Below are 22,534 nucleotides of genomic sequence, written 5' to 3'. Positions count from 1 at the left end.
CTAAGTAATTTTCGGTGAAACCGGAAACCCCATATCGGAACAGAACGTCACACACGCCAGAATGGACGGGTGACCCGAACCCCCGCCATCGAAATCGCCGTCCAGGATCCTGCCGGAGTCCGCATCGCCGGAGCCGTCGGCGCCGCCCGGGTAGAGCTCGCCCAGGCATTGCCGCTCGGTGGACTGACGCCCTCGCTCGCCACGATCGAACTCGCGGTCGAGACCGCTCGCACCGCGGGGCCCGAGGTGCACGTGCTGATCCGCCCCCGTGCCGGTGGGTTCCACTACGACGCCGACGAGATCGCCCTCTCCGAGCGTGACGTCCGCGCGGCGATCGAGGCCGGCGCTCACGGCGTCGTGATCGGGGCGCTCGACGCGCAGGGCCGCCTCGACCTCGACGCGATGGCCCGGCTGCGTGACGCCGCGGGCGGAGCATCCGTCACCCTCCATCGGGCGATCGATGTGACCGCCGACCCCATCGCCACGCTCGTCGCCGCTCGCTCGCTCGGCCTCCGCCGCGTGCTCACCTCGGGTGGGGCCTCGGTCGCGATCGATGGCATCGACACCCTGCGCGCCCTGGTAGCCGAGGCCGCCGGTGAGATCGAGATCATGGCGGGCAGCGGAGTGGATGCCGCCAGCGCTGCCGCTCTCGCCGCGACGGGCGTCGACGCCCTGCACTTCTCAGCCAAGCGCACCGTGCACGAAGACGGCGGCGTGCGCATGGGCTCGGCCGCAGACGGCGTCGGCGGCTACGAGGTCACCGACCTCGCGATCGCCCAGGGTGTCATCGCCGCGCTCGGCGCCTGACGCGCGCCGTGGTCGGGCGCCCGACGCGCGCCCGGCCACGCCGCCGACGCGGGCCTGACACGCGCCGGGCACTCTCAGTAGGGTGGGGGCGTGACGGATACGCGTGAGTTCACGGATGCTGACGGCATCGCCATCGTCTACGACGTCCACGAGGCGGCAGGGGATGCGCGAGGAGTCGTGCAGTTGTTGCACGGCGTCGGCGAGCATGCGGGTCGCTACGGCACGCTGGCCGCCGCTCTCACAGAGGCGGGCTTCCACGTCTACGCCGACGATCATCGCGGACACGGTCGCACCGGCATCCGACAGCACGGGGGCCCTGCGAAGCTGGGGCGACTCGGCAAGGGCGGTCTGATCGCCGCCAAGGATGCCGTCTGGCAGCTCACCGGCATCATCAAGGACGAGCATCCTGATCTTCCGCTCGTGCTGCTGGGACACTCGTGGGGCTCGTTCCTCGCGCAGATGCTCGTGAACGACCACCCCGAAGCGTGGGATGCCGTGATCCTGTCGGGCTCCGCTCTGCGGATGCCCGGTTCGCTCAACGCGGCACCGCTGAACGCCCGCTGGGCCGCCGACGATGCCACAGGCCTTGAGTGGCTCAGCCGTGACCCCGCGGTGTGGAAGGCGTTCGACGAGGATCCGCTGACCACCGACGTTCCGCTGTTGAAGCTGTTCGGCCCGATCGAGGCTGCGAAGCTCTACGGTCGACCCCGCAAGGACCTCGGACGAGACATCCCGATGCTGCTTCTCGTCGGGCGCGACGACTCGGTCGGCGGTCCCCGCAGCGTGCACAAGCTCGCCGACGAGTACCGCACGCGCTCTGGGCTCACCGACATCACGACTCTCGTCTATCCCGATGCGCGTCACGAGATCTTCAACGAGCTGCAGCAGGACGAGGTCCGAGCCGACATCCTCTCGTGGCTCGACACGCACATCCCCGCGCGCTGAGCCGCGCCGCACCCTCCCGCGCGTCCGCGTGTTACGCCCCGTGAACGGGTGTTACAGCGGGTGAATCCGCGTGACGTCGACCCGACATATCGGTGTCTCCTCCGCATAGATTCGCGGCGAGAGGGAGGTGCGTGGTGGGTTTCGAAGACGAGTGGCGGGCATGGCATGAGTCGCGTGAGCGCTATGCCGGCGCGGAGTACGGTCCTGCCGCGCTCGAGTCGACGAACTGGCTCATCACCGAGCCCGCTGCCGTGGAGGGGGTTCCGGGGTTGTGGGCGCTCACGGGAGACGGAGGGATCCGCGGCAGTGATCTCGGCACCGCTGGCTCGGTCGTCACCCTGCGTGGCAGCGAGTCGCTGAGGCTCGGACGCCGGGAGCTGCGCGTGTTCGACCGACGCGGCACGGTCGCCCTGCGGGTGTTCAACCCGCGGCGACCCGAGCGCGAACGGTTCAGCGCGATCGACGCATATCCGCCTCGGGAGGGCTGGCGGATCGCGGCGGTGTTCGAGCCGACGCCGGGGGAGTCGATCCCGGTCACATCGATAGACGGACACGTCCACGATTCCGACCTCGCGGGCCGGTTGCACTTCACCCTCGACGGCGTCGCCGTGACACTCGCGGCCACCCGCACCCCGCAGGGCGCTCTGACGGCGGTCTTCGCCGACGGGACGAACGGCACCGAGACCTATCGGTTCCGCTTCCTGCCGATCGAGGAACCGGCCGCAGACGGCTCCGCAGTGATCGACTTCAACCGGGCGTACCTGCCCCCGTGCGCGTTCTCGGACCAGTACGTGTGCCCGCAGCCGCCGGCCGGCAACCGCTTCTCGGCGCCGATCCGCGCCGGCGAGCGTGCGGTGGTCCTCGGGCGCTGAATCCGCGGGTTCGGCGCCTGCGCGACCCGCTCGCCTTAAGCTGTAACCGTGCACGGTGAATACAAGGTTCCAGGCGGAAAGCTCGTCGTCGTCGACCTCGAGGTCGAGGACGGCAGGATCGCTCGCTTCCACCTCGCCGGCGACTTCTTCCTCGAGCCCGACACGGCGCTCGACGACATCGACGCGGCGGTGACCGGCCTGCCGGTCGAGACGGATGCCACGGCCATCGCCGCGGCGGTGCGCGGCGCTCTGCCCGAGGGCGCGCAGCTGCTCGGCTTCACGCCGGAGGCCATCGGCACCGCGGTGCGCCGCGCGCTGGTGACGGCACCCGGCTGGAACGACTTCGATTGGGAGATCGTGCACGAGAAGGCGGTCTCTCCCCGCATGAACCTCGCGCTCGACGAGGTGCTCACCTCCCGCGTGGGCGAAGGGCGCCGACGCCCGACCCTGCGCATCTGGGAATGGGACCAGTCGGCCGTCGTCATCGGCTCGTTCCAGTCGTATCGCAACGAGGTCGACCCCGAGGGCGCTGCTCGCCACGGCTTCGATGTCGTCCGCCGCATCTCGGGCGGTGGCGCGATGCTCATGGCCGCAGGGCAGATCATCACCTACTCGCTGTACGTTCCGGCATCCCTCGTGCAGGGCATGACCTTCGCCGACTCGTATGCCTTCCTCGACGACTGGGTGCTGCAGGCGCTGCGCTCGCTCGGGATCGACGCGATCTACCAGCCGCTCAACGACATCGCCAGCTCGTCGGGCAAGATCGGCGGCGCAGCCCAGAAGCGCCTCGCGAACGGGGGAGTGCTGCACCACGCGACGCTCTCGTACGACATCGACGGTCAGATGATGACCGAGGTGCTGCGCATCGGCCGCGAGAAGCTCAGCGACAAGGGCACGACGTCGGCGGCGAAGCGGGTCGATCCGCTGCGCAGTCAGACCGGTCTCGCGCGGGCCGAGATCATCGAGCGCTTCAAGGACACGTTCCGCTCACTGACCTCTGCCGAAGACGGCGAGATCACCGCCGACGAGTACTCCGATGCCGAGGCACTGGTGGAGTCGAAGTTCGCCACCGACGCGTGGCTGCAGCGGGTTCCGTGACCGACCCCGCGCCTGCGCCGGAAGCTGCGCCGGAGGATCCCGCTCCCGTTGATCCTGCCCCCGTCATCCGCGGTGATGTCTCGATCCTCCAGGGCGACAATCTCGCCGCAGCGGCGACCCTTCCGTCTGCGTCGTTCACGCTCGTCTACCTCGATCCGCCGTTCAATACGGGTCGCGCGCAGGAGCGGCAGGTCGTCACCGCCCGGCGGACGGTCACAACTCAGCACGAGGCTGATGCCGAGGGGGTCGAAGACCCGGAATCCCGCGGATCGGATGTCACGGCAGCCCCTGTCGTGCTGAATACGGAAGCACCGACGGCGCCCTCCGAGGTGCGGCACGGGTTCCACGGCCACGCGTACGAGCGGGTGCGCGGGATGCTGCGCACCTACGACGACCGCTTCGACGACTACGGCGCCTTCCTGATGCCCCGGCTCGAGGAGGCATGGCGGCTGCTCGCCGACGACGGCACGCTGTACCTTCACCTCGACTACCGCGAGGCGCACTACGCCAAGGTCATGCTCGATGCGGTGTTCGGCCGCGACTGCTTCCTCAACGAGCTCATCTGGGCCTACGACTACGGGGCCAAGTCGCGTCGCCGCTGGCCCACCAAGCACGACACGATCCTCGTCTACGTCAAGAACCCGCGCGAGTACGTGTTCAATGCCGACGACATCGACCGCGAGCCGTACATGGCTCCGGGTCTGGTCACGGCCGAGAAGGCCGCCCGCGGCAAACTGCCCACCGACGTGTGGTGGCACACGATCGTGCCGACGACCGGGCGTGAGAAGACGGGATACCCGACGCAGAAGCCTGAGGGCATCCTGCGGCGCATCGTGCGCGCCTCGAGCCGCCCCGGCGACCGTGTGCTCGACCTCTTCGCCGGCAGCGGCACGACCGGCGCCGTCGCCTCGGCTCTCGGCCGCGACGCGGTGCTCGTCGACGACAACCCCGAGGCGGTACGCGTGATGACCGAGCGGATGCCGCACGCCGAGGTCACGCAGCTCGGCGAGTAAACGGGTCACTTTCCGCGCATCCGCGAATGTCGGATGCTCCGACTACTTTCGCAGTATGACCAGTTATACTCTTGCCATGAAGACGGCGATCTCGGTACCCGACGGCGACTTCGCACGTTTCGAACGTGTAGCTGCGCGACACGGGATGAACAGGTCGGAGTTCTTCCAGCTCGCAGGGCGCCGTCTCGCCGATGAGCTGGAAGGCTCGTCTGATCTGACCCGGATCGGGAATCAGATCCTGGCACAAGCAGGCAGCGATGCAGAGGATGAACTGTTCGTTCGTGCGAACGAGCAGCGGCTGCGCGAGAACTCCGACTGGTGATCCGCCGCGGCGACATCGTCTGGGTAGACTTCGGGATTCCGCGCGGCTCGGAGCCCGCAAAAGTGCGACCGTCCGTCGTGGTGCAGGAGGACTGGCTGCTCGACACGAACATCAACACGGTCCTCGTCGTGCCGCTCACGTCGAACACCGCTCTCGAGGGCTTTCCCGGCAACGTGCTGGTGCCGGCCGCCGCGTCAGGACTCGATCGCGACTCGGTGGCGAACGTCGCTCAGATCGGTCCGGTCACCCGAGAATTCGTCGACGCCTACCCAGCCGGCCACCTCGCGCCCTATCTGATGGCGCAGATCAGCACCGGCATCCGTCTCGTCCTGGGAGTGTGAGAGTCATGACCGAGTACATCGAAGTGCAGACCGCCGCGGGGCGGGTTCGCGGGCGCTGGCGCCCGACCACGGGTGGCACGGGGGCGCCGCGGTCGGCGGCCTTCCTCGGCATCCCGTTCGCGGAGGAGCCGATCGGCGATCTGCGTTTCCAGGCGCCGGTGCCGAAGGCGCCGTGGGGCGGCGTGCTCGACGCGCTCGAGTTCGCCGCGACCGCGCAGCGCGGCGACCCCGGTGTGACCCTGATCCCCGAGCCGAGTGTCGAGGGTGACTCGACGCTGAACGTCAACGTCTTCACCCCTGACCCCACCGCAGCTGGGCTTCCCGTGCTCGTGTGGATCCACGGCGGCGGCTACTTCGCCGGCTCGCCCGCGAGCCCCTGGTACGACGGCCGCAACTTCAACCGAGACGGCGTCGTCACCGTGTCGATCTCGTACCGGCTCGGCTTCGACGGCTTCGGCTGGATCGAGGATGCGCCGTCGAACCGCGGAGTGCGCGACTGGCTGCTGGCACTCGAATGGGTCCAGCAGAACATCGCCGCGTTCGGCGGAGACCCCGAGCGCGTGACGATCGCCGGACAGTCCGCGGGCGGCGGAGCGGTGCTCACTCTGCTCGGGATGCAGAAGGCTCAGCATCTCTTCCACGGGGTCTACGCGATCTCGGGGGCGCTCGGAGACGTCGCTGCGCCGAGAGCCGAGGCGTTCGGGCGGGCGCTCGCCGCATCGGGCGGGGTGCCTCCGACCGTGGCCGGACTCTCGACGCTGTCGGAGGACCGTGTGCTCGCCCTGCAGAAGAAGGCGACCCAGCTGGGCCCCTCCTCGCTGACGACGATGATCGAGGAGGGGCTGCCGCTCGGCCCGGCGATCGACGGCGACCTGGTGCCGCGGCCGACCCGCGAGTCGTTGCGCGCCGGCACTGGCGCCGACAAGCCGCTCGTGATCGGAGCGACCGACGACGAGTTCACCATGGCATTCGCTGGGAAGGCCGCGAAGGCGCTGCGGTGGGTGCCGCAGGCGGTGCTGCTGAATCGGTTCGGGGTGCCCAAGAGCATCCGCGCGGACTATCTCGCCGCGAATGCCGACGTCGTCCGTCTCGGCAAGGCGCGTCTCGCCGGCCGCGTGCTCACCGACCGGATGTTCCGCACCTCGGTGCCGAGGATCGCTGCCGAGCGAGGCGATGCGCCCACCTGGCTCTACCGCTTCTCCTGGCCCTCGGGGCACTTCGGCTTCGCGGAGCACTGCCTCGACGTGCCGTTCTTCTTCGACTGCCTCGACGGCCCCTCGATGGAGGCGCTCGCCGGGCCGAATCCGCCGCAGGAACTCGCCGACGACGTGCACGGCGCCGCCGTCGCCTTCATCGCGACGGGCGACCCTGGGTGGACGAGACACGACGGGGATGCCGGTGCCGTGCGGGTCTACGACCGGCCCACCCGCGACGTCGCCGACGCATACGCCTCGGTGCGGGCATTGCTCTGAGCCGAGCGGGTACGCGGTGCGGGCGACCGGCTGGCCTCAGCCCACCCGGTAGGCGCGGTAGCGCACGGCATCCGCCTGCCGCTGAGCCGCCGAGAGGAACAGCGAGCGCTGCAGGTGGGCGAGCGCCGGCGCCGCTGTCTCGATCTGCACCGTGGTGCGGAAGTAGTACGAGCCGGGGTCGACATCTTCGCCGCGTCGCAGCTGCTCGAGCACGTCGGGAGTGCCGGTGCGGAGTCCCTTCGCGTGCAGCAGCAGCAGGTCGCCGTCGCTCGTCCGCGCCGAGTAGCGTCCGTCGATCTCGATCGTGCCGTCGGGGCGGACGATCTGCCAGTCGGCGCCGCCGGGGAGGATCACGGCGTCGACGGCGCCGGTGACGCGGCCGCCGAGGATCGGCACGACGCGACGGTGACCGACGCTCGTGCCGCCGTGGTCTTCGAGCGGACCGAGATCGACGGTCACGTCGAAGGCGAACTCGAAGGTGGGCAGCGGGAGCGCATCGTGCAGGGTCATCGTGTCTTCTCCGGGAGGGTGGCGCGGCTCTCAGCGGTGGTCCGCTGCTCGGGGTCAGCGCCGCCGAGCAGGGTGCAGAGTCGTTCGAGGACGGGAAGGGCGGCATCGAGCGCGGCGAGTTCGTCGTGGCGGAGCTGCGCCGTCGCCTGAGCGACGAGCGCGGAGTTCGCGGCGTCGAAGCGGTCGAACAGGTCGAGCGCTGCGGCGGACGCGCGCACCACCACCCGGCGTCCGTCGGACGGTGCCGGTGTGCGCTCCACGAGGCCGTCGCCCTCCATCGCGGTGAGGAGGTTGCTCACGGTGGGCCTGCTCAGCCGCAGACGCTCGGCGATCTCTGCCGGGCCGCGGGAGGTTCCGCGGGGCAGCGCACGGATCACATCGATCTGCGCATCCGACAGTTCGGGCAGTCGGGCCTCGGCGCGGGTGGCGGCGAGCAGCGCCCGTCGCAGCGGAGAGATGACGGCGGCGAGGCGCGCAGCGTCGAACTCGCTCATCGTGCGATACCCGAGGGAGGCGTGAGCGAGGGGCGGTCGTTGAGGATCTCGGGCAAGAACCCGGCTGCGGTCTTGTAGTCGGCCGCGATCTGCGCACGCTCGGCATGCGGGATCACCTCGTCGATGTCGGAGAACCCCTGAGGTGCGCGTTCCCGGGCGAGCTGCATGACCCGCTCCGGCCCGGTCGCCCGAGTGCCGGCGAGCAGCGCGGTCATCGCGGGGCGTCGGGCCTGCTCGTAGGCGGCGAGGCCCGCGTCGATGCCCGGGGCCGTCGCCAGGTGGAAGGCGAGGGTGCGGGCGTCGAGGATCGCCTGGGACCCGCCATTCGATCCGTTCGGGTACATCGCGTGTGCGGCGTCGCCCAGCAGGGTCGTGCGGCCGAACGTCCACTGCGGCAGGGCGTCGCGGTCGACCATGGGGTATTCGAGGATCTCATCGGCGGTCGCGATCGCGGTCGGCACGTCGAGCCAGTCGAAGTTCCAGTCGCGGAAGAGCTCGGCGATCGGGGCCGGGTCGATGGCCCTGTTCCAATCGGCGTCTCCCGTGCCGCCGACGCGGCGTTCGGCGATGAAGTTCACCAGCATCCGTCCGTCGGCATCCGCCGGAGCGAGCGGGTATGCGACGAACTTCTGGTCGGCGTCGCCGGCCATGATCATGGTGCGCCCGTCGAGGAAGGCCGGGATCCGTGTCACCCCGCGCCACAGCGTGAGGCCTCCCCAGGGTGGTGCACCCTCGGCCGGGTAGCGCAGAGCACGCAGGGCGGAGTGGATGCCGTCGGCGCCGATGATCACGTCGGCAGTGGCCTCGACCGTGCCGTCGGCGGTCGCGAAGGTCGCCGTCTCGGTGCCGTCGTCGTTGCTCGCGACGGCAACGAGGCGGTGGTCGAGGCGGATGGGTTCGGCGAGGCGCGCCTCGGCAAGGTCGCGGAGAGCGAGCTGCAGGCGCCCCCGGTGTACCGACAGCTGCGGCCAGCGGTAGCCGGCGTCGAGGCCGCGAGGCTCGTGCCAGATCGGCTGCCCGAAGCGGTTGTAGTACGCCAGCGTGCGCGGTTCGACTCCCAGCTCGGCGATGGAGTCGGCGATGCCGAGCTCCGTCAGCTCGCGCAGTGCGTGCGGCAGCAGGTTGATGCCCACGCCGAGCCCGCGGATCGCGGTGCTTCGTTCGTAGACGGTGACGTCGTGCAGTCCGGCCTCGTGCAGGCTGATCGCTGCGGCGAGTCCGCCGATGCCTGCGCCGACGATGATGATCTTCATCGATCTCTCCTGTCCACGGCCCATCGAGAGCCGGTGTCGAATACAGTTTTGTCACAAAACCATATTCAGCGCAAGAGTCAGATCGACGACGTCCTCAGCGTGCGGCGGCGGCGCGCGCAGCCTCGATGATCACGTCGACGCCCAGCAGGAAGAGCTCGCGATCCTGCAGGTCGGAGAGGAGCGCGCTGTTCTCGGCGATCAGAGGGAACTGGCGCGGATCCGCGAGCAGGGGGGAATCGATCCACGGGCTGTCGTCCGCGTCGTGAGTGCGATCCGCTCGCGCCCTGGCGATCCCCGCGGCGGCCGAGAGCACGTGCGATGCGAGCAGCGCGTAGTGGCGCACGAGCTCCTGCCCGCGCAGCCCCGCCCGGTGGAAGGCGTCGAGCATGAGTTCTATCGCGGCGAGCTCGCCCGGGCCATGGGTGGTGAGGCTCGTCGCCTCCGCGCCGATGGCCGGGTAGCGCGTGAACGATGCGAGGGTGGCTTTGCTGAGCATGCGCAGGCGCCCGGCCCAGTCCTCGACAGGGAGGTCGACGCTCGCCGCCGCCTGGCCGTTGAGTTCGTCGAGGAGGGCGCCCATCAGCGCGTCCTTGCTCGCGAAGTGGCGATAGATCGCCGTGGGGTCGGTGCCGAGATGCGCACCGAGATCGCGCACCGAGATGGAGGCGGCTCCCGTCTCGGCGAGCTCCATGCCGGCGTCGATGATCGTCGCTCGGTCGAGCCGCACGCGCGTGGATGCCTTGTTCGCCATCGGGTCTCCGGTCTTCTCTGATCCATCGTGCCATGCGGTGGGGCGGTCGCGCGCTGTTCGCAACAGAATCGCATCGCCTCTGACAACACTGTTGACACCATAGATGACCGAGGATACGTTTGTCGCGTTCCAGCAGCATCGACGATGAGGGAAGGTCCACTATGGCGAGCGAGTTCGTCTTCCACGGAGGTCTCGTGTTCACCGGCAGCGGTGCGCCGCTCGAGGGCCATGCGGTCATCGTGCGCGATGGTCGGATCGCTGCGGTCATCGACGAGTCCGAGGTGGATCTGGAATCCATCCCCGCATCGAGTCGAGTCGACCTGGACGGTGCGCTGCTCAGCCCCGGCTTCCAGGACGCCCACATCCACCCGGTCGGCGGAGGCATCGAACTGCTGCAGTGCAACCTCACGGATGCCGAGGATGCGGCGCAGGCGGCAGCCCTCATCCGTGCCTACGCGGAGGCGAACCCCGAGGAGGAGTGGATCCTCGGCGGAGGCTGGAGCATGGACCACTTCGCCGGCGGCAACCCGCCGCGCGGTCTGCTCGACGAGGCCACGGGCGGGCGGCCGGTACTGCTCCAGAGCCGCGACCACCACAGCACCTGGGCGAGCACCGCCGCGATCGAGCAGGCGGGGATCACAGCCCAGACGCCCGATCCCGCTGACGGACGCATCGTGCGCGAGTCCGACGGGTTCCCGGCTGGAACCTTTCACGAGGGCGCCGGCGACCTCTTCGCAGGCGTGCGCCCCGCCACCTCCGGCGACCTCGCGTACCAGGGACTGCTGCGCGCGCAGGAGGAACTCATCGCCCTCGGCATCACCGGGTGGCAGGATGCCATGGTCGGTGCGGACTCCGGCGGGATCGCCGATCCGCTCGCCGCGTACGAGCGCGCAGCCGCCGAAGGACGACTTCTCGTGCATGTGGTCGGCGCCCAGTGGTGGACACGCGACGGAGGGATCGACCAGGTCGCGCGCATGACCGAGCGGCGGGAGCGTGCCGCTGCGGCGCATCCCGACCGGCGGATCGATCTCGGCACCACGAAGATCATGGTCGACGGCGTCGCAGAGAACCAGACCGCGGCGATGCTCACTCCCTACCGCGACGGTGCGGGTCACGACACGTGCAACCACGGCCTGAGCTTCATCGAGCCGGCGAAGCTGCGCGAGTACGTCGCGGCCCTCGACGCCTCGGGGCAGCAGGTGCACATGCACGCGCTCGGCGACCGAGCGGTGCGGGAGGCCCTCGATGCCCTGCAAGCGGCGCGCGACGCCAACGGCGAGACCGACGGCCGCCACCATCTCGCGCACCTCCAGGTCGTCGCCGCAGACGACACCGCCCGCTTCGCGCCGCTCGACGCGATCGCCAACATCCAGGCGCTCTGGGCCACGCATGAGGACCAGCTCGACGATCTCACCCTCCCGTTCCTGCAGGACGGTCAGGTGGACCGTCAGTACCCGTTCGGCGACCTCGTCCGAGAGGGCGCGCGCCTGGCTGCGGGCAGTGACTGGCCCGTCTCGACCGCGGATCCGCTCGCCGCCATCCACGTCGCCGTGAACCGCGCGTATCCGGGATCCGAGCGTCCGCCGCTCGGTGGTGCGCATCAGCGACTCGATCTCGAGACCGCGCTCGCCGCCTACACGTCCGGGTCCGCGTACGTGAACCGACGTGATGACGACACGGGCAGCATCCGCGCGGGCTATCTCGCCAACCTCGTCGTGATCGAGCCGAACCCGTTCCGTCTCGCGACACCCGACCTGCACCGGGCGAGAGTCACCTCGACCTGGATCGAAGGGCGACTCGTCCACGACGCCGACGCGATCGCCGCCACCCCTGCCGCATCCGACACCCACCGCAAGGAGTCCCGATGAACCGCACGCTCCGCTCCCGCCCCCTCGCCCGCGCCGGTGCCGCCACGGTCGCCGGCGTGCTCGCCGTCACCGCGCTCGCCGGCTGCGGCCCCGCCGACACGACCGGATCAGGGTCGGACGAGCCGATCGACTGGGAGCTGACCGAGACGACTGCCGCTCCGAGCGGAGACATCGACTCCTTCACCTTCGCGACCTACGCCGAGCCCTACTCGCTCGACTACGCGTACGCCTTCGACTACGCCGACAACTCGGTCCTCGCGAACACCTGCGAGTCACTGCTGCGGCTCAATCCCGACTTCTCGCTGAGCCCGGGGCTCGCCGAGTCCTTCGAGCACCCGACACCCGACACGTGGGTCTACACGATCCGCGAGGGCGTGACCTTTCACGACGGCACTCCGCTCACCGCTGCCGACGCGGTCGCATCGATGAGCCGTCACCTCGACCCCGCCGTCGGCTCGTTCTGGTTCTCCGTGTATCAGAACGTGAAGTCGATCGAGCAGACCGGCGACCGTGAGGTGACGGTCACGATGACCGGAGCCGATTCGCAGTTCAACCTCGGCATGGGCGGGTCTGCCGGCGTCATCGAGTCGGCGGCGACCCTCGCCGAGAAGGGAGCCGACTACGGCAACTCGACCGGCGGTGTGAACTGCACGGGTCCGTTCGAGCTGACATCGTGGGAGTCCGGCGAATCGATCACGATGACCCGCTACGACGACTACTGGGATGACGATCTCCGAGCCCGCTCCGGTGAGGTCGAGTTCGTCTTCATGACCGATCCCACCGCGCGGATCAACGCCCTGAAGTCCGGCAGCGTCGACGGATCGTGGATGGTGCCGATGGAGGCTGTCTCGACGCTCCAGTCCGCGGGCACGGGAGACGTGCTGTTCGGGATGAGCACGGCGGTGGGCAACATCGTCGTGAGCGACCTCGACGGCCCCCTCGGCGATGTGCGCGTGCGCAAGGCGCTGCTGCTCGCGATGGATCGGGACGGCATCCTGCAGGCCGCATACCGAGGCGTCGGCGAGACGACCGATGTGATGACGACGGAGTCGGTCTGGCAGGACGCTTCTGATGCCGCGCGCACCGCGGCGTTCGATGACGTCACCTCGTACGAGCAGAACCTGGACGAGGCGAAGAAGCTCATCGCCGACGCCGGTGCCGAGGGGGCCGAGCTGACCTACGTCACCGCTCCGATCAGCAACGACTTCGCCGTCATCTCGCAGGCCACCGTCGCCGCCGCGCAGTCGATCGGGCTGACGGTGAACGTCGAGACCGTCACCCCGAACGCCTACACCGCACTGTTCTCCGATCCCAGCGCCCGCGAGGGAGTCGACCTGTTCTACACCAGCTGGTATCTCTCGAGCCCGGATGCGCTGGAGATGTACTCGGTGCTGCGCACCGGCGACTTCAGCAACTACGGCGGCTGGTCGAACTCCGAGTTCGACGCGATCCTGCAGGAGGCCGTCACGATCGACGACCCCGCCGCCCGCAGCGAGCTGACCGCTCGGGCGCAGCAGATCGCGAACGAGGAACTGCCGTGGCTTCCGCTGTATCAGGCGCCGATCTCGCTGTACCTGGGCGAGAGGATCACCGGCGTCCAGCCGTCGATCGCCTTCATGTACTACCCCTGGGCGGCCACGATCGGCGCGCGATGACAGTCGCACGCCGCGTCGCCGGAAAGCTCGGCGGACTGATGCTGACGCTGTTCCTGGCGTCGCTGCTCGTCTTCTTCTCGCGCTTCCTGGTGCCGGGAGACCCGGTGAGCTTCCTCCTGCGCGGACGCAAGCCCAGCTCTGAGGCGGTGGCGCAGGTGACCGCTCAGTACGGATTGGACCTGCCGCCGTGGGAGCAGTACCTCCGCTGGGTTCTCGGACTGCTCCAGGGCGATCTCGGGCGCTCGCTGCAGTACCGCGAGGATGTCACGGCCGTGATCGGCGACCGGCTTCCGGTGACCCTCATGCTCGTCACGATGGCGGGGGCGATCGTGCTGGTCGCCGGCGTCGTGCTCGGCGCCGTCGCCGCGCTGAACCGGGGCCGAGTGCTCGACCGGTTCGTGCTGATCGGGCTCACGGTGCTGGGGGCGATCCCGTCGTTCGTCGGGGCGATCGTGCTCATCGCGCTGTTCTCGGTGCAGCTCGGGTGGTTCCCCTCGTTCGGCTCGGGTGAGGGGTTCGTCGACATGGTCTACCACCTGACTCTGCCGTCGATCGCGCTGGCGCTCGTCTTCATCGTGCTGGTCGGCAAGGTGACGAGGTCGGCCATGGTCGATCAGCTGGGCCGCGAGCACGTCGAGGTGTCGACGAGTCGGGGTGTGCGGCGCGCTGCGGTCGTGCGCCGGCACGTGCTGCGCAACGCCCTCGGCCCCATCCTGACTGTGAGCGGGGTGCTCGTGGCGGGGCTCATCGTCGCGAGCTCGATCGTCGAGGCGGCCTTCGGCCTGTCGGGCATCGGGTCGCTCCTCGTGCAGTCCGTCGACCGGCTCGACTTCCCCGTCGTGCAGGCCATCGTCCTTCTCGTCGTAGTCGCGTTCGTCGTGATGAACGCGATCGTCGACGTCCTCGAACCCTGGATCGACCCGCGGTCCGCTGCAGGAGCTGGTGCCCGATGACCTCCTCGCCTCCCACCGTCGCGATGCGTCTGCTGCGCGCTCCGCGCCGGCGGCGCCCTCGCATCCTCTACCTGACCAGCGTCGTCGTGCTCGGCGCGGTGGTCCTGGCAGCGATCTTCGCCCCCCTCGTGGCGCCGTACGATCCGGATGCGGTGGACTTCACGTCGTTCCTCGCACCGCCGTCGGCAGCCCACTGGCTCGGCACGGATTCTCTCGGCCGAGATCTGCTCAGCCGGCTCATCTACGGCGGGCGCACGGCTCTTCTCGGTCCGTTGCTCGTCGTCGTGTTCTCGACCGTCATCGGCATCCTGCTGGGGCTGTGGGCCGGGTGGCGCGGCGGCTGGATCGATGCGGCGCTCAGCCGGGTCTTCGACGTGCTGTTCGCGTTCCCGTCGCTGCTGATCGCGATCATGGCGGTCGCGCTGTTCGGAAAGGGGCTGGTCGCGCCGGTGATCGCGATGAGCATCGCCTACGCGCCGTTCGTCGCCCGGCTCACGAGGTCTCTCGTCACGGCTGAGCGCACGCGGCCCTATGTCTCGGCCTACCGGGTGCAGGGATTCGGGGGCGGGTGGATCGCATCGCGACGGGTGCTGCCGAACGTCACGCCGATCGTGGGCGCGCAGTCGACCCTCAACTTCGGATACGTGCTCGCCGAGCTCGCCGGACTGTCGTTCCTCGGGCTGGGCGTGCAGGCTCCCACAGCCGACTGGGGAGCCATGATCAACGAAGCGCAGTCGGGGGTGGCCGCGGGGCAGTTCCTGCCGGCGATCGCACCGGCCGTCGCCGTGGTCATCGTCGTCGTCTGCGTGAACATCATCGGCGAGGAACTGTCCGACCGAATCGGCGGAGGGATCCCCGCATGACCGCTCTTCTCGACATCCGCGACCTGACGCTCGACCTTCCGAACGGCACCAGGCTGCTGCACGGCATCTCGCTGCAGGTCGCACCCGGCGAGACCGTCGGCCTCGTCGGCGAATCGGGCTCGGGCAAGTCGCTCACAGCGCGTTCGGTGCTGGGCCTGCTTCCTGATCGAGCCCTCGTCGGCGGAACCGTCGAGGTGAACGGACGGTCTCCGCTCGCGGGCACCGCCGGGCGGCAGGAGATCCGTCGCCATGAAGCCTCGATGGTGTTCCAGGATCCGCGTGCCGGCATCAATCCGATGCGGACGATCGGCGACCACGTCACCGAGGGGCTGCGGCTCTGCGAGGGCTGGGCGAAGGATGCCGCTCGCACGCGTGCGGTCGAGCTCCTCTCCGCTGTCAGGCTGCCCGCACCGGCGGATCATCTGACGCAGCATCCGCATGAGCTGTCGGGCGGAATGCTGCAGCGGGTCATGATCGCCGGTGCGCTGAGCGCCTCGCCCGGTCTGCTCGTGTGCGACGAGCCGACGACCGCACTCGACGTCACGACCCAGGCGGAGATCATCCAGGTGCTGCGGGATCTCTGCGGCCGGAGCGGGATGGGGATGCTGTTCATCACTCACGACCTCAACCTCGCGGGTTCTCTCTGCGACCGGATCGTCGTCATGAAGGACGGCGCGATCGTCGAGCAGGGAACGGCGCGGGAAGTGCTCGTCGCGCCGGCGGCCGAGTACACCCGCCGCCTGGTCGCCGCGACGCCGCGCATCTCGGGGGAGATCACGCCGCCGACGGTCGTGCCGGGATCCGAGGCGCAGCTCGTCGTGTCGGAGGTCGCCAAGACCTACCGGCGCCGCGGCGCAGAGCCCGTCGCCGCCGTGGTCGACGCGAGCCTCACCATTCCCCGTGGAGGCTCGCTCGCCGTCGTGGGCGAATCGGGATCGGGCAAGTCGACTCTGGCGCGGATGATCGTCGGACTCGAAGAGCCGGATGCCGGGGACATCACGATCGGCGGGCGATCCATGGCCGGCATCCCGCGATCGCGTGCCGAGCGACTCGAACGCGCAAAGAGCGTGCAGATGGTCTTCCAGGATCCCTATCTCTCCCTGGATCCGCGGATCCCGGTGGGGCGAGCGATCGAGGACGTGCTGAGACTGCACACCGGCCGCACAGGGAACGACGCCGCCGGGCGCGTGCGCGAGCTGATCATCGCCGTGGGGCTGGGGGAGGAGCATCTCGCCGCCCGTCCGCGCACGCTGTCGGGCGGCCAGCGTCAGCGTGTGGCGATCGCCAGGGCATTGGCGGTCGAGCCCGAGCTGCTCGTGATGGATGAGGCGACGAGCGCTCTCGACGTGTCGGTGCAGGCGCAGGTCCTCGACCTCGTCGCCCGGATCCGTCGGGAGCAGGGGCTCACGTTGCTGTTCATCAGCCACGACCTGGCGGTCGTGCGCAGAGTGTGTGCAGAGACGATCGTGATGCGGCGTGGAGAGATCGTGGAAGCGGGGCAGACGGAGCGCCTGCTGAGCGACCCGCAACACGAGTACACGCGCCTGCTCATCGACTCCGTGCCGGTGCCGATCAGCTGATCTCGCACCGGCGACGTGCGGGGAACGTGCGTCGCCGGTGCGAGTCGGTCAGTCCCGCGTGTGCACCACGGTGCCGCCGACGACCGTGACGGCGGTGCCGACACTGATGAGGGCTTCGGTCGGGATCACGAACGGGTCGACGGTCGACACGGCGACGTCGGCGCGGGCGCCGACGCGCAGCATCCCTCCTCCGCCGAGTACGAGCTCGGCGGAGCCGCTCGTGTACGCGGCGAGAGCCTCGGTGAGGGTGAGGCGCTGGGTGGCATCGAGCGGCTCGCTCGGCTGCCCGTCGGGGCCGGGCAGAGTGCGGTTCACGGCGACGTGGATCGCGAGCCAGGGGTCGGCGGGCGACACGGGCCAGTCCGATCCCATCGCGATCGCCGCGCCGCTGTCGGCGATCGCGCGGAACGGATAGCCGGCACGCATGCGCACATCTCCGATCATCGGCACGACGGACGGATCTACCGATGCCCACAGGCCCTGGATGTTCGCGGTGATGCCGAGCGGTCCGAAGCGACGGGCGTCGTCGGGGTGCACCATCGACAGGTGCGCGAAGTGATGGCGCTGCCCGGTGCCGTTGATGCGTCGAGCGGCCTCGACCGCAGCCAGGGCGACGCGTACTCCACGGTCACCCATGATGTGCAGGTGCATCGCGAAGCCCTCGGCGTCGAGCGACACCACGAGGGCCTCCAGTGCCTCGGCATCGATGTGCAGCTCTCCGCTGCCCGCATGGCTGCAGTACGGCTCGAGCAGGGCGGCGGTCTCGCCGTGGGGCACGCCGTCGACCATCGCCTTGGCGGTCGATGTGTCGAAGCCCGCTGCCGCGTTCGCGGCACGCAGCGCGACGAAGCGCTCGACCAGCGCGGGCACCTGAGCGGCCGTCGTGCCAGGGGGCACCCACAGTGCGCCGGACGTGCGACTGCGCAGCGCTCCGTCACCGATCGTCGCGAGGTACGCCGCGGTGCAGTCGGCCTTGCCGTTGTACTCGCCGAGGATCGCCTCGTGCCAGCCCGTGATGCCGAGCGTCCACAGGAACTCCTGCGCGTTGAGAAGTCCGGCGGCGATCTCGGCATCCGTGCTCGGCGGAACGATCCGCCCCACGAGCTCTGCCGCCGTCTCGTTGAGGTACCCGGTGGGGTCGCCCTGCTCGTCGTGATGGATGTGTCCGTTCGGCGGCGTGGGCGTCTCGCGGTCGACCCCGGCGAGCTCCAGCGCGCGCGAGTTGACCCACAGAGTGTGGTGTCCGGCATCGCTCAGCGCCACCGGTCGGTCGGGCACGATCGCGTCGAGCATCTGCCTGGTCGGATGCGGGAACAGCTCATGGCTCCAGCCGCCGCCGGTGATCCACTCGGCATCGGTCGCGTCTGCTGCGGCCACGATCAGCGACAGCGTCTCATCGACGCTCGTGGCCGTGGTCAGGTCGCAGCTGAGTCGTTCGACACCGGCGAAGGCCGCGTGGATGTGCGCGTCGACGAACCCGGGCAGGATGCCGCCACCCGCCGCCTCGATGATGCGAGTGTCGGGGCCCGCGAGCGCGCGGATCTCGGCATCCGTGCCGATCGCGATGATGCGCTCGCCGCGGATGGCGACGGCCGTGTCGGCGGTGCCCACCCGGCCGTCGAACACGCGGCCGTCGACGATGCACACGTCGGCGAGGAAAGTGCGGGTCATGGTCGTGCCTCTCGTCGGTGCGGCCGCGCCGCTCGGGTTCTGCTCGTCGATCATCTCGTCACACCACTCGGAACACGCGAATGACGACCTGGTCGTCTCCGGGGCGCGCGTAGCCGACGAACTGCGACTCGGTGAGCCAGCGCAGCGATTCCTCATCCGTCTGGAAGACGAACGCGGTGCGGTAGTACAGATCCTGTTCTGCGGGGTGCCCGCCGGCCTCGAACTGCGCGATCGCGGCCTCGTTCGCGCGCCAGTAGCCGCGGTTCACGACGTCGACGAGGTGCCCGTCGATCTCGATCAGGTAGTGCGCGTCGAGCTGCGTGGTCACGCCGTGGTCGACCCACCAGTCACCGCCGCCGGGCACCACGCGTCCCTCCGCGCGAGGACCCGAGAGTACACCGCCGGTTATCGCGGTGAAGTGCAGCTCGCCGCCCTCGCCTCGACCGATCCGCTGCGGCGGGGTCACATCGACCCGCAGCTCGAAGCAGTACTCGAACGCGGGGGTCATCAGCTCGGTGTCGGTCATCGCCGTCTCCTCTTGGTCGGTCGGTCGAGCCCGATGGTCGGGATCGGGGTGGTGCGCACGGGGATGCGCCGCTGCGGCACCCAGCCGTCGCCGGGAATCGAGTCGAGCAGCAGGCGGGTGTACTCAGCCTGGGGGTTGTCGAGCACGGAGCCGGTAGCGCCGCGTTCTTCGATGCGACCGTCGCGCATCACGACCACCTCGTCGCACAGGCGGCGGATCACGGTGAGATCGTGGGTGATCATCAGCAGGGCGACGCCGGTGTCGAGACGGATGCGCTCGAGCAGCGACAGGATCTCGACCTGCGTGGTGACATCGAGCGCCGACACGGCCTCGTCGAGCACGAGGATGCGCGGCTCGGCGGCGAGCGCTCGGGCGATGGCGACGCGCTGCCGCTGGCCGCCCGAGAGCGATCTGGGGCGTGCGTCGAGCAGGGCGACGTCGAGGTGCACCGACTCCATGAGCGCCGACACCCGCGCCGAGAGTGCCGCGCGGTCGTCGTCGCGGCGGTGCACCCGGATCGCCTCGACGAGGCACTGCCGCACGGTCTGGCGTCGATCGAGTGACTGGTACGGATCCTGGAACACCATCTGGGCGGTCTTCGCGCGAGTGCGCCGTTCGGCACCCGAGCCCGCGGGTGTGCTCCAGTCGGATCCGCCGACCCGCACGGTGCCGGCATCGGCGCGCTCGAGTCCGCAGATCACGCGCGCGGTGGTCGACTTGCCGGATCCCGATTCGCCGACGATGCCGAGAGAGCCACCCGCCGCGAGCGCGAAGGACACGTCGTCGACCGCGGTGAGGATGTCGTGGCCCCGACCGTGCGCCGCGCGCACACGGAACGACTTCTTCAGGCCCTCCACGCGCAGCAGGGGTTCTGGGGCTGTGGCCGGCTCATCCGGCGCAACCGCGGGAGCCGGGGGAGTCATCGGCACCGCATCGAGAGAGGCCGACATCAGGATGCGCGTGTAGTCCTCCCGAGCATCCGCTCGCATGCTCGCACCGTGCAGCGTCTCGATCGTGCGTCCCTGCTTCATGACGACCACCCGATCGCACACGGCTCCGGCGAGAGCGAGGTCATGGGTGATGAAGAGCAGCGACAGGTCGCGGTGGCGGCGCAGGTCGCCGATCACGGCCATGACCTCCTCCTGCGTCGTCACGTCGAGGGCCGTGGTGATCTCGTCGGCGAGCAGCAGTCGAGGGTCCATCGCGAGCGTCGAGGCAATCATGACGCGCTGCAGGAGCCCGCCCGACAGCTCGGCGGGCCGCTGTCGAAGCCGCCGGGCGGGAGAGGGCACTCCGACCTCGTCGAGCAGTTCGATCGCGTGGCGCTCTGCGGCGTCGTGCGTGTAGCCGGCGACTGTGACCAGCGCCTCGGTGAGAAAGTCACCGATCGTCCGCAGCGGGTTCAGGTGCGCTCGTGGCGTCTGGAACGCCATGCCGATGCGCAGCGCCCGCAGCTCGCGGCGCCCTCGCTCGTCGAGAGACGCGAGATCCTGACCCTCGACGCGGATCGTGCCGGCCGTGGTGAAGGTCTCAGGCAGCAGGCCGGCGATCGCTCGCACACTCAGGGTCTTGCCCGAACCCGATTCGCCGACGAGGCCGACCGATTCACCGAGGGAGACGTCGAGCGTGCAGTCGTGCACCAGCGTGCGGGGGCCGTCGGGCGTCGGCATCGTGATCTCGAGACTCTGCAGTTCGAGGACGGGTGTCGTCATCGTTCCTTCTCCTCTGCCCAGGTGGTGGCGCGGGCGCCGATGATGCCGACGGCGAGCACGGTGATGACGATCAGCAGAGCGGGGAACAGCGACTGCTCGGGAGCGCCCGCGAGGATCGCGGCCTGCCCGCCGGCGATCATCGAGCCCCAGTCGGCAGCGGGCGGCTGCTCGCCGAGGCCGAGGAACGAGATCGCCGCGAGGTCGAGCATCGCGTAGCCGAATCCGATCGTGGCTTGGGCGGCGACCACCGGGATCAGCGCGGGGATCAGATGGCGGAAGCAGATCGCGGCGCTCGAGACGCCCTGCACCCGCAGTGCCGCGATGTACGGTCGACCCAATTCGCGCGAGGCTGCGGTCTGGGCCAGCCTGGCGACGACCGGGATGTACGCGATCGACAGGGCGGCCACCGGGGCGACGAGCCCCTTGCCGAACATCGCGACCGCGAGCACTGCGAGCACGAGACCGGGGATCGCGAAGATCACATCGATCACCCGGGCGATCGTTCCGCGCACGAGACCGCCGAACCACGCCGAGGTGATGGCGAGCGTCAGGCCGAGGGTCGTGGAGAGGACCACGACGATCACCGGGGCCGCGACGCTCGCAGCCGCACCGACCAGCACGCGAGACAGGATGTCGCGGCCGAGGTCATCGGTGCCGAACAGGTGGTCGAGCGAGGCGGGGCCGTTGGTCGGCCCCGCGTACAGCTGGTCGGGAGAGTACGGCGCGAGCCACCGCCCGGCGATCGCGATCACGGCGACGGCGACGAGTACGACGACGGCCACGACCACGAGGGGGTCGCGTCGGGCGAGCCGACGGGTGGCGGCGGGGATGCGCCCCGCGGCGAGTTGACCGACGCTCATGCGTTCCTCCGGGTTCCCGCGGTGTCGGGGTCGATCGCGGCGGCCAGAAGGTCGGCGATCGCGTTGAGCACGACGAACAGGGCGACGAGCAGCAATGAGACGACCTGCACGACCGGCAGATCCTTGCGGGCAGCGGCCTCGGTGAGCAGCGACCCGATTCCGCCGAGTCCGAAGGCCTGTTCGGCGATGGCCGAGGCGGCGAACAGCCCCGCGATCGTCGTTCCTGAGATCGCCAGGATCTGCGGGGCCGCGTTGTGGAAGACATGCCTGCGGAAGACACGGCCCCACGGGATGCCGCGGACGCGGGCCGTCTCGACGTGCTCGGAGTGCAGCTGGGCGACCAGCGCGCTGCGGGTCACCCGGCTGATGTACGCGATGAACATCAGCGCGAGCGACACCGCAGGAAGCACCAGATGCCAGAGCCGATCGAGGCCCTCCTCGCCCGCGCCGAACGTGGGGAACCAGCCGAGCGAGGTGGCGAAGATCCAGATCAGCAGGATCGCCACGATGAACGTCGGCAGCGCCATGCCGAGTGAGGTCGTGACCGAGACCACCATGTCGGTGCGGCGGCCGCGGACGGCGGCGAGGATGCCGGAGCCGAGGCCGAACACCGCGATGAGTGCGGTGGTCAGCAGCACCAGCTGGAACGTCACCGCGAACCGGGCCCCCACGAGCTCGGCGACATCCGTCTTGTAGACGAACGATCGACCGAAGTCGCCGGTGACGACACCGCCGAGCCAGTGGAGGTACTGCAGCCAGACCGGGTCATCCAGCCGGTACTCCGCGCGGATCGCCGCGATGAGCTCCGGGGTCGGACGTGCTCCGCCCGCCAGTGCCGTCACCGGGTCTCCCGGCGTGAGCAGCAGCGCCGAGAAGATGACGACGCTGGCGAGGAAGAGCGTGAGCGTGAGACCGCCCAGCTTGCCGAGCAACGTCCTGATCATGATGTGGTCCGTTCCGTGGTCTCT

The 22,534-nt window shown here is 69.6% G+C and carries 22 protein-coding genes; 13 read left to right on the top strand and 9 right to left on the bottom strand.

Features of this window, described 5'->3' with window-relative positions:
• Positions 1-69 precede the first annotated feature (69 nt).
• The 8 genes from ASF80_RS17685 (at position 70) to ASF80_RS17650 (ending at position 6,870) form a co-directional block, all read left to right on the top strand.
• Entirely contained in the window at positions 70-807 is a 738-nt protein-coding gene (locus ASF80_RS17685) for a copper homeostasis protein CutC (RefSeq protein ID WP_056313498.1), read from the top strand.
• A gap of 90 nt (positions 808-897) precedes the next feature.
• Entirely contained in the window at positions 898-1,752 is an 855-nt protein-coding gene (locus ASF80_RS17680; RefSeq protein WP_056313496.1) for an alpha/beta fold hydrolase, read from the top strand.
• A gap of 131 nt (positions 1,753-1,883) precedes the next feature.
• Positions 1,884-2,624 carry a DUF1684 domain-containing protein gene (locus ASF80_RS17675; protein ID WP_235560043.1) on the top strand — a complete coding sequence of 247 codons (741 nt, stop codon included), beginning with the start codon at positions 1,884-1,886 and terminating at the stop codon, positions 2,622-2,624.
• A 48-nt stretch (positions 2,625-2,672) separates the two neighbouring features.
• A complete protein-coding gene (locus tag ASF80_RS17670) occupies positions 2,673-3,722 on the top strand; it encodes a lipoyl protein ligase domain-containing protein (RefSeq protein WP_056313491.1) in 1,050 nt (349 codons plus the stop codon).
• Positions 3,719-4,735 carry a DNA-methyltransferase gene (locus ASF80_RS17665; RefSeq protein WP_414845943.1) on the top strand — a complete coding sequence of 339 codons (1,017 nt, stop codon included), beginning with the start codon at positions 3,719-3,721 and terminating at the stop codon, positions 4,733-4,735. The genes ASF80_RS17670 and ASF80_RS17665 overlap by 4 nt, the downstream gene beginning before the upstream one ends.
• A gap of 76 nt (positions 4,736-4,811) precedes the next feature.
• Positions 4,812-5,057, top strand: coding sequence for a hypothetical protein (locus ASF80_RS17660; protein ID WP_056313489.1), 246 nt, complete (start codon positions 4,812-4,814; stop codon positions 5,055-5,057).
• Positions 5,054-5,398: a type II toxin-antitoxin system PemK/MazF family toxin gene (locus tag ASF80_RS17655; protein ID WP_082488455.1), complete on the top strand. Its 345-nt coding sequence runs from the start codon at positions 5,054-5,056 to the stop codon at positions 5,396-5,398. Before ASF80_RS17660 ends, ASF80_RS17655 begins: the two co-directional genes overlap by 4 nt.
• A 5-nt stretch (positions 5,399-5,403) precedes the next feature.
• On the top strand, positions 5,404-6,870 hold the full coding sequence (locus tag ASF80_RS17650) for a carboxylesterase/lipase family protein (RefSeq protein WP_056313485.1): 1,467 nt from the start codon (positions 5,404-5,406) through the stop codon (positions 6,868-6,870).
• Between the two features lie 36 nt (positions 6,871-6,906).
• Here the strand turns inward: ASF80_RS17650 and ASF80_RS17645 are convergent, their stop codons facing one another.
• From ASF80_RS17645 to ASF80_RS17630, 4 genes are all read right to left on the bottom strand, one after another.
• Positions 6,907-7,380, bottom strand: coding sequence for a DUF3237 domain-containing protein (locus ASF80_RS17645; protein ID WP_056313482.1), 474 nt, complete (start codon positions 7,378-7,380; stop codon positions 6,907-6,909).
• Positions 7,377-7,874 carry a MarR family winged helix-turn-helix transcriptional regulator gene (locus tag ASF80_RS17640; RefSeq protein ID WP_056313480.1) on the bottom strand — a complete coding sequence of 166 codons (498 nt, stop codon included), beginning with the start codon at positions 7,872-7,874 and terminating at the stop codon, positions 7,377-7,379. The genes ASF80_RS17645 and ASF80_RS17640 overlap by 4 nt, the downstream gene beginning before the upstream one ends.
• Positions 7,871-9,127, bottom strand: a complete 1,257-nt coding sequence (locus ASF80_RS17635) for a flavin-dependent oxidoreductase (RefSeq protein WP_056313478.1) — start codon at positions 9,125-9,127, stop codon at positions 7,871-7,873. The genes ASF80_RS17640 and ASF80_RS17635 overlap by 4 nt, the downstream gene beginning before the upstream one ends.
• A gap of 94 nt (positions 9,128-9,221) precedes the next feature.
• The gene (locus ASF80_RS17630) at positions 9,222-9,878 is read right to left on the bottom strand and encodes a TetR/AcrR family transcriptional regulator (RefSeq protein WP_056313476.1); all 657 of its coding nucleotides are present in this window, start codon (positions 9,876-9,878) and stop codon (positions 9,222-9,224) included.
• Between the two features lie 161 nt (positions 9,879-10,039).
• On the opposite strand from ASF80_RS17630, the gene ASF80_RS17625 reads away from it, so the two are divergent.
• From ASF80_RS17625 to ASF80_RS17605, 5 genes are read left to right on the top strand one after another with little or no spacing between them, the layout of a single operon-like run.
• Positions 10,040-11,746: an amidohydrolase gene (locus tag ASF80_RS17625; RefSeq protein WP_056313474.1), complete on the top strand. Its 1,707-nt coding sequence runs from the start codon at positions 10,040-10,042 to the stop codon at positions 11,744-11,746.
• Positions 11,743-13,401 (top strand): ABC transporter substrate-binding protein, encoded by a 1,659-nt coding sequence (locus ASF80_RS17620; protein ID WP_056313472.1) that lies wholly within the window; start codon positions 11,743-11,745, stop codon positions 13,399-13,401. Before ASF80_RS17625 ends, ASF80_RS17620 begins: the two co-directional genes overlap by 4 nt.
• Positions 13,398-14,354, top strand: a complete 957-nt coding sequence (locus tag ASF80_RS17615; protein WP_056313470.1) for an ABC transporter permease — start codon at positions 13,398-13,400, stop codon at positions 14,352-14,354. The genes ASF80_RS17620 and ASF80_RS17615 overlap by 4 nt, the downstream gene beginning before the upstream one ends.
• Positions 14,351-15,217, top strand: a complete 867-nt coding sequence (locus ASF80_RS17610; RefSeq protein ID WP_056313467.1) for an ABC transporter permease — start codon at positions 14,351-14,353, stop codon at positions 15,215-15,217. The genes ASF80_RS17615 and ASF80_RS17610 overlap by 4 nt, the downstream gene beginning before the upstream one ends.
• Positions 15,214-16,797, top strand: a complete 1,584-nt coding sequence (locus ASF80_RS17605) for an ABC transporter ATP-binding protein (RefSeq protein WP_056313465.1) — start codon at positions 15,214-15,216, stop codon at positions 16,795-16,797. Before ASF80_RS17610 ends, ASF80_RS17605 begins: the two co-directional genes overlap by 4 nt.
• A gap of 48 nt (positions 16,798-16,845) precedes the next feature.
• On the opposite strand, the gene ASF80_RS17600 is transcribed toward ASF80_RS17605, so the two are convergent.
• Genes ASF80_RS17600 through ASF80_RS17580 form a run of 5 tightly spaced genes read right to left on the bottom strand, consistent with a single transcriptional unit; the run spans position 16,846 to position 22,510 of the window.
• Positions 16,846-18,468 (bottom strand): amidohydrolase, encoded by a 1,623-nt coding sequence (locus tag ASF80_RS17600; protein ID WP_056313734.1) that lies wholly within the window; start codon positions 18,466-18,468, stop codon positions 16,846-16,848.
• A 58-nt stretch (positions 18,469-18,526) separates the two neighbouring features.
• Entirely contained in the window at positions 18,527-18,994 is a 468-nt protein-coding gene (locus ASF80_RS17595; protein WP_056313463.1) for a DUF3237 domain-containing protein, read from the bottom strand.
• Positions 18,991-20,706 carry a nickel ABC transporter ATP-binding protein NikE gene (gene nikE, locus ASF80_RS17590; protein ID WP_056313461.1) on the bottom strand — a complete coding sequence of 572 codons (1,716 nt, stop codon included), beginning with the start codon at positions 20,704-20,706 and terminating at the stop codon, positions 18,991-18,993. Before nikE ends, ASF80_RS17595 begins: the two co-directional genes overlap by 4 nt.
• Positions 20,703-21,566, bottom strand: coding sequence for an ABC transporter permease (locus ASF80_RS17585; protein ID WP_056313458.1), 864 nt, complete (start codon positions 21,564-21,566; stop codon positions 20,703-20,705). The genes nikE and ASF80_RS17585 overlap by 4 nt, the downstream gene beginning before the upstream one ends.
• Positions 21,563-22,510, bottom strand: coding sequence for an ABC transporter permease (locus tag ASF80_RS17580; protein WP_056313456.1), 948 nt, complete (start codon positions 22,508-22,510; stop codon positions 21,563-21,565). The genes ASF80_RS17585 and ASF80_RS17580 overlap by 4 nt, the downstream gene beginning before the upstream one ends.
• Between the last annotated feature and the right edge of the window lie 24 nt (positions 22,511-22,534).

It is taken from the genome of Microbacterium sp. Leaf159 (assembly GCF_001423615.1).
GTDB lineage: Bacteria > Actinomycetota > Actinomycetes > Actinomycetales > Microbacteriaceae > Microbacterium.
The sequence above is the reverse complement of the archived record's forward strand: the minus strand, read 5'-3'. Positions and strand labels throughout refer to the sequence as shown.